General features: G+C 58.8%; 8 protein-coding genes. 7 read left to right on the forward strand and 1 reads right to left on the reverse strand.

All coding sequences use genetic code 11. From position 1 onward, the window contains the following. Positions 1-23: 23 nt before the first annotated feature. Entirely contained in the window at positions 24-1,064 is a 1,041-nt protein-coding gene (locus ABLV54_RS17525) for an oxidoreductase (RefSeq protein ID WP_048297638.1), read from the reverse strand. A gap of 190 nt (positions 1,065-1,254) precedes the next feature. Between ABLV54_RS17525 and blr the strand changes: the two genes are divergently transcribed. The 7 genes from blr to rsxC form a co-directional block, all read left to right on the forward strand. After that, positions 1,255-1,392: a division septum protein Blr gene (gene blr / locus ABLV54_RS17530; protein ID WP_012541534.1), complete on the forward strand. Its 138-nt coding sequence runs from the start codon at positions 1,255-1,257 to the stop codon at positions 1,390-1,392. A 115-nt stretch (positions 1,393-1,507) separates the two neighbouring features. Then, on the forward strand, positions 1,508-2,878 hold the full coding sequence (locus tag ABLV54_RS17535; protein ID WP_226564372.1) for a GH1 family beta-glucosidase: 1,371 nt from the start codon (positions 1,508-1,510) through the stop codon (positions 2,876-2,878). 215 nt (positions 2,879-3,093) lie between these two features. Next, complete coding sequence (gene ydgT / locus ABLV54_RS17540; RefSeq protein ID WP_004202843.1) at positions 3,094-3,309, forward strand: transcription modulator YdgT; 216 nt, start codon at positions 3,094-3,096, stop codon at positions 3,307-3,309. 75 nt (positions 3,310-3,384) lie between these two features. Continuing rightward, complete coding sequence (locus ABLV54_RS17545; protein ID WP_109547260.1) at positions 3,385-3,825, forward strand: DUF2569 domain-containing protein; 441 nt, start codon at positions 3,385-3,387, stop codon at positions 3,823-3,825. Between the two features lie 78 nt (positions 3,826-3,903). Then, entirely contained in the window at positions 3,904-4,485 is a 582-nt protein-coding gene (gene rsxA, locus ABLV54_RS17550; protein WP_002907658.1) for an electron transport complex subunit RsxA, read from the forward strand. Further along, complete coding sequence (gene rsxB, locus ABLV54_RS17555; protein ID WP_004202846.1) at positions 4,485-5,063, forward strand: electron transport complex subunit RsxB; 579 nt, start codon at positions 4,485-4,487, stop codon at positions 5,061-5,063. Before rsxA ends, rsxB begins: the two co-directional genes overlap by 1 nt. Continuing rightward, on the forward strand, positions 5,056-6,793 hold a 1,738-nt coding region (gene rsxC, locus ABLV54_RS17560), incomplete at its 3' end, for an electron transport complex subunit RsxC (protein WP_226564370.1). The genes rsxB and rsxC, both read left to right, overlap by 8 nt.

The following is a 6,793-nucleotide window of genomic DNA, read 5'->3' on the forward strand; positions in this document are numbered from 1 at the left end:
CAGCCGCGCTGCCGGGCTATTTTTCACACCAGGCTGAGCGTGGCGCGGTGCCGGGCCGACTCGATACCGAGCTCAATCAGGGTCATGATCTGAATCGCCTCGCTGGCCGGGACCGGGTTTTCTCCCACCCCGTTGAGCGCATCGCGGATAGCGGCATAGTAAGCGGGATAATTGCCCGGCAGCGTCAGCCACGTCTCCTCGCTGCGTTCGTCGCCTTCGGCGCGAGTGAGGGTACCGTCACGCATATCATACCCCCAGTCCTCCTGCGGCAAACGTTCGCCATTTTTCAACCGCTCCTCCTGCGGGTCGAGACCGTACTTGATATAGCTGGCCCGCGAGCCGTGGACGATAAAGCGCGCGCTCTCCGCGGCGGCGAGCAATGTGCCGTGCAGCACCACCCGCCGCTGGGGATAGGCCAGCACCGCGTGAAAATAGTCAGTGGATTGCGCGCCGGGCCGAAGCTGAGCGAGATCGACCGTGATGCTCACCGGCAGACCAAACAGCGCCACCGCCTGGTCGAGCAGATGCGGTCCAAGATCATACCAAATTCCGCTCCCGGGTCCCGCCTGCTCCCGCCAGCGCTGGCGCACCTGCGGCCGGAAACGGTCGAAATGTGATTCGAAGTAACCCACCTCTCCCAGCTGGCCTTCGTTGATCAATGTTCTGACCGTTAAGAAATCACTGTCCCAGCGCCGGTTGTGAAATACCGACAGCACCCGACCACAGTGCTTCGCCAGGCTCTCCAGCTCGCGAGCCTGTGACAGTGTCACGGTAAAGGGTTTATCCACCACCACGTGCTTCCCGGCCTCCAGCGCCGCTTTCGCCAGTGGGAAGTGCGTGTCGTTCGGCGTGGCGATGACCACCAGATCGATCTCCGGGTCGTTCAGCAATTCACTCGCCGCACTGACCACCTTCACGCCAGGCCAGTCGGCATGAACTTTGGCCGCGTCGCTGCTGGAGACCGTCGTCAGCGCCAGGCCCGACGTGCCGCTGATTAACGGCGCATGAAACGTTTTGCTGGCGTAGCCATAGCCCACCAGCCCCACCCGGATCGCATCACTCATGTTACCGCCTCGCTTATTCAGCTGATGTCAATATCTGGTTAATGAGAATATTCTTACAAAACGCGACTCAAACTTATCATTTTTCCACTTACGGTTTTACCGCATGCGTGCAAAATCAGACAGATACCCCTTGTGATCTGCTGACCATGGAGTAACATTTCCCACTGTGTTCAAAGGATATTGAAGTGTTATGACGACTGTTTTTACCCGTATTGTAGAACTTATTGGCTGGATTGTTTTTGGGATTTCCGCACTGCTTTTGGTTATCGCGCACCATATTGATAATTATCAGTCGCCACCGCCAGCGGATGTGGTGCAGACAAAGTAGCGCCGCCGTGAAACAGTGACCTGCTTCGCAACTGTGCAACCGGTTTCAGAAACCGGTTGCACAGCTCTCCTTGCTTTGATTACACTCCCTCTATCATCAGACTGGGAGCTTTTTCATGGCCGCTTTTCCGCAACATTTTTTATGGGGTGCCGCTACCGCAGCGTATCAGGTCGAAGGTGGGCACGACGCTGACGGTAAAGGACCGTCAATCTGGGATATTTACTCTCACCTGCCGGGAACCACCTTTGAAGGGACCACCGGCGATATCGCCGTCGATCACTATCACCGTTTTCGCGAAGACGTGGCGTTGATGGCCGAGATGGGCCTGCAGAGCTATCGCTTTTCCATCTCCTGGCCCCGCCTGCTGCCCACCGGGCGCGGCGAGGTTAATGAAGCGGGCGTGCAGTTTTATAGCGATCTGATCGATGAACTGCTGGCGCATAATATTGAGCCGATGATCACCCTCTATCACTGGGACCTGCCGCAGGCCCTGCAGGATGAGGGCGGCTGGGAAGCACGCAGCACCGCCGAGGCCTTCGCCGAGTACGCCCGCCTGTGCTACGCGCGCTTTGGTTCGCGGGTGAAGCTGTGGGCGACCTTTAACGAGACCATTGTCTTCATCGGCCACGGCTACATTAACGGCCTGCATCCCCCGGCCGTTCGCGATCCGGCGCGCGCCATCCAGGCCTGTCATCACGTGTTTATCGCCCATGCGCTGGCGGTGAAGGCTTTTCGCGAGATGGCCGTGGCGGGCGAGATTGGTTTCGTCAATGTGCTGCAGCCGCATACCCCACTCACCGACAGCGAGGCAGACCGGCAGGCTACCGACCTGGCTGACGCCATCCATACCCACTGGCTGTACGATCCGGTGCTAAAAGGCGCCTATCCTGCTGCCCTGCTGGCGCAGACTCAAGCGCTGTGGGGCGTACCGCGCTTTGCTCCAGGGGACGACGCGCTGCTGCGAGACAACCGCTGTGACTTTATCGGTCTGAATTACTATCGTCGGGAAACGGTATCCGCCCAGCCGCCCGAAATCCCCACCGGCGGCGAGCCTGGCGTGGAGGGGTTATTCTATTTCGTGCGTAATCCGCAAAGCACCTATACCGAATGGGGCTGGGAGATCTGGCCGCAGGGGCTGACCGACGGCATTATGATGATCAAGGCGCGCTATGGCGATATCCCGATCTATATCACCGAGAATGGCCTTGGGGCGAAAGACCCGATTATTGCCGGTGAGGTGGTCGACGATCCGCGAATCGCCTATCTGAGCAGCCATATTGGCGCCCTGGAAAAGGCGCTGGCGCAGGGAGCGGACGTCCGCGGCTATTATCCCTGGTCGTTTATCGATTTGCTGAGCTGGCTCAACGGTTATCAAAAGCAATATGGCTTTGTCTATGTGGACCACCAGCAAAATCTGGCACGCAAACGAAAGAAGAGTTTTTATTGGTACAAATCTGTTATTGCCAGCCGCGGCGAACAGCGTTAATCTTCTCCTGCGGGCGCCATTCGGCGCCCGGTCTGATTTAGAATATTCTTAAACATCTCCCTGCTCTTCAAGGCTGGCTTTGCTCCTTGTCATGGGTTTATATAACCTGAATCATGCCACGCGGCCCCGGCAGAAGGCGCCGTTGGTTGAGAGTAGGTTTAGTGAATGCTGATAATATTCAACGTAATTATTCCGATTATAAAATGGATACGAAAATGACCGTTCTGGACTATTTATTAAAATTCCGCAAAATCAGTTCGCTGGAAAGTCTTGAAAAACTATTTGATCACCTTAACTACTCCCTGACTGACACCGAAGAGATCGTTAATATGTATCGCGCCGCCGACCATCGCCGGGCAGAGCTGGTTTCCGGTGGTAAATTGTTCGATGTGGGCCAGGTGCCTAAATCCGTTTGGCGATTCGTGCAGTAAGACTGTCATCCTTCACGCCAGTTGCTTATACTTCCCGGCCTGCTTTTATATACTGGCGTTGAATAGGGGAGAAACATGACGTCTCAATCTGCGGAGCGCATCGGCGGATGGCTGTTGGCACCGCTGGCCTGGTTGCTGTTGGCGCTGTTGAGCGCCTCGTTATCGCTGCTATTTTTTGCCAATGCCCTCATGTCGCCGCAGACCTGGGCCCTGCTGCGCGCCATGAGCACCGCACACATGGCGCTGTGGGTCGCCTCGCTGCTGTTTGCCCTCGCCATGTGGTTTTATACGCTCTGGCTGACCATCGCCTTTTTCAAGCGGCGCTCGCTGGTGCCGAAACACTATATTATCTGGCTGCTCATTACGCTGCTGCTGGCGATAAAGGCGTTTGCCTTCTCCCCCGTTTCGGATGCCCTTGCTCTGCGTCAGCTACTGTTTCCGCTGCTGGCCGCAGCGCTGCTGGCGCCCTATTTTCGCCGTTCACAGCGGGTCAAACGGACCTTTGTTAATCCGTAAAAACCCCACACTTAACCTGTTGTCGCCGGTATCGTTTTATTCGATAATAAGCGGCTTTTTTTCGTTTCAGGTCGCATGATGGCTGATTATTTACTGCTCTTTATCGGTACTGTCCTTGTCAATAACTTCGTTTTAGTGAAGTTCCTTGGCCTGTGCCCGTTTATGGGTGTTTCCAAAAAGCTGGAAACCGCAATGGGAATGGGGCTCGCGACCACCTTCGTGATGACCCTGGCCTCTATTTGCGCCTGGCTGATTGATACCTGGATCCTTATCCCGCTAAATCTGGTTTATTTACGTACCCTGGCCTTTATTCTGGTTATCGCCGTGGTGGTTCAGTTCACTGAGATGGTGGTGCGTAAAACCAGCCCGGCGCTTTATCGCCTGCTGGGGATCTTTTTGCCACTGATCACCACCAACTGCGCGGTGCTTGGGGTGGCGCTGCTGAACATCAATCTGGGCCACAATTTCCTGCAGTCGGCGCTGTACGGTTTTGCCGCCGCCGTCGGCTTCTCGCTGGTGATGGTGCTGTTCGCGGCGATCCGCGAGCGTCTGGTGGTGGCCGATGTCCCCGCGCCGTTCCGCGGTAATGCCATCGCGCTGATTACCGCCGGTTTAATGTCTCTGGCCTTTATGGGCTTTAGTGGTTTGGTGAAGTTGTAATGAGCGCAGTCTGGATAGCCGTGATCGCCATCAGCCTGTTAGGGCTGATTTTCGGCTTAATACTGGGGTACGCGTCGCGCCGTTTCGCGGTGCAGGACGACCCGGTGGTGGAAAAAATTGATGAACTGTTGCCGCAGAGCCAGTGTGGGCAGTGCGGCTACCCTGGCTGCCGCCCTTATGCGGAAGCGGTGGGCGTGCAGGGTGAGAAAATTAACCGCTGCGCGCCGGGTGGCGAAGCGGTGATGTTAAAAATCGCCGCCCTGCTCAACGTCGACCCGCAGCCCGTCGACGGCGACGAGCAGGCAGCCGAGCCAGCCCGCATGCTCGCCGTGATTGATGAGCCGAACTGCATCGGCTGCACCAAATGTATTCAGGCGTGTCCGGTGGATGCCATTGTCGGGGCGACCCGCGCCATGCATACCGTGATGAGCGACCTGTGCACCGGCTGCAACCTGTGTGTTGCCCCCTGCCCGACCCAGTGCATTTCTCTCGTTCCGGTGGCGACGACCCCGGAGACCTGGAAATGGGATCTGCATACGATCCCGGTGCGAAATATTCCTGTGGAACAACATGTTTAAGCTATTTTCCGCTTTCCGAAAAGACAAAGTCTGGGATTTTAACGGCGGTATTCACCCGCCGGAGATGAAAACCCAGTCAAACGGCACCCCGCTGCGCCAGGTTTCCCTGCCGCAGCGCTTTGTGATCCCGCTGAAGCAGCACATCGGCGCCGAAGGCGAACTGTGCGTCAAGGTAGGCGACCGGGTGCTGCGCGGCCAGCCGCTGACCCGCGGTTGGGGAAGAATGCTGCCGGTTCACGCTCCCACCTCCGGCACCGTTGCCGCTATCGCCCCGCACACCACTGCCCATCCGTCCGCGCTGGCGGAGATGAGCGTGATCATTGACGCCGACGGCGAAGACCGCTGGATCGAACGCGACGGCTGGAGCGACTATCAGACCCGCACCCGTGAAGCGCTGATTGAGCGCATCCACCAGTTTGGCGTTGCCGGCCTCGGCGGCGCGGGCTTCCCCACCGGCAGTAAACTGCGCGGCGGCGGCGATAAAATTAAAACGCTGATCATTAACGCCGCCGAGTGCGAACCCTATATCACGGCGGACGACCGTCTGATGCAGGACTGCGCGGCGCAGATTGTCGAAGGGATCCGCATCCTTGCCCATATTCTGCAGCCTGACGAGGTGCTGATCGGCATTGAAGACAATAAGCCGCAGGCCATCTCGATGCTGCGGGCGGTGCTTTGCGACGCCCATGGCATTTCGCTGCGCGTGATCCCCACCAAATACCCCTCCGGCGGCGCCAAGCAGCTCACCCAAATTCTCACCGGCAAACAGGTACCCCACGGTGGTCGTTCTTCGGATATTGGCGTGCTGATGCAGAACGTCGGTACAGCCTATGCGGTGAAACGCGCAGTGATTGACGGCGAGCCGTTAACTGAGCGCGTAGTCACCCTCACCGGCGAGGCGGTAACCCGGCCGGGCAACGTCTGGGCGCGCCTTGGCACGCCGGTGCGCCATCTGCTGAACGACGCCGGATTCTGCGCCAGCGCCGAGCCAATGGTGATCATGGGCGGGCCGCTGATGGGCTTTACCCTGCCGGGGCTCGACGTCCCGGTGGTGAAGATCACCAACTGTCTGTTAGCGCCCTCCGTCAGCGAAATGGGCGAGCCGCAGGAAGAGAAAGGCTGCATTCGCTGCAGCGCCTGCGCCGACGCCTGCCCGGCCGATCTGCTGCCGCAGCAGCTTTACTGGTTCAGCAAAGGCCAGCAGCACGATAAAGCCACCGCCCACAATCTGGCGGACTGCATCGAATGCGGCGCGTGCGCGTGGGTATGCCCAAGCAATATTCCACTGGTGCAGTACTTCCGTCAGGAGAAAGCCGAGATCGCGGCGATTCGCCAGGAAGAGCAGCGCGCTGCGGAAGCCAAAGCGCGATTCGAGGCCCGACAGGCGCGCCTGGAGCGTGAGAAAGCGGCCCGCGCCGAGCGGCATAAAAAAGCCGCCGTCCAGCCTGCCGCCAAAGATCAGGATGCGATTAACGCCGCCCTGGCCCGGGTACGTGATAAACAGCGCGACGCCGCGCAGCCTATCGTGATTCAGGCCGGCGCCAGACCGGACAACAGCGAGGCGATCGCCGCCCGCGAAGCGCGGAAGGCCGAAGCCCGGGCGCGTAAAGCGCAGCAGCAGGCCGCGCCGGCGGAAACTCCGTCGACCGACGCTGCCGATCCACGCAAAGCGGCCGTGGAAGCCGCCATCGCCCGCGCCAAAGCGCGCAAAGCCGAACAGCAGGCCGCGC

It is taken from the genome of Klebsiella sp. JB_Kp042, assembly GCF_040065275.1.
GTDB classification, from domain to species: Bacteria; Pseudomonadota; Gammaproteobacteria; order Enterobacterales; family Enterobacteriaceae; genus Klebsiella; species Klebsiella quasipneumoniae.

Coding starts and splice junctions, on each gene's coding strand:
- ABLV54_RS17535 (WP_226564372.1), top strand. CDS start 1,508: ATGGCCGCTTTTCCGCAACATTTTTTATGGGGTGCCGCTACCGCAGCG.
- ydgT (WP_004202843.1), top strand. CDS start 3,094: ATGACCGTTCTGGACTATTTATTAAAATTCCGCAAAATCAGTTCGCTG.
- blr (WP_012541534.1), top strand. CDS start 1,255: ATGACGACTGTTTTTACCCGTATTGTAGAACTTATTGGCTGGATTGTT.
- ABLV54_RS17525 (WP_048297638.1), bottom strand. CDS start 1,064: ATGAGTGATGCGATCCGGGTGGGGCTGGTGGGCTATGGCTACGCCAGC.
- ABLV54_RS17545 (WP_109547260.1), top strand. CDS start 3,385: ATGACGTCTCAATCTGCGGAGCGCATCGGCGGATGGCTGTTGGCACCG.
- rsxA (WP_002907658.1), top strand. CDS start 3,904: ATGGCTGATTATTTACTGCTCTTTATCGGTACTGTCCTTGTCAATAAC.
- rsxB (WP_004202846.1), top strand. CDS start 4,485: ATGAGCGCAGTCTGGATAGCCGTGATCGCCATCAGCCTGTTAGGGCTG.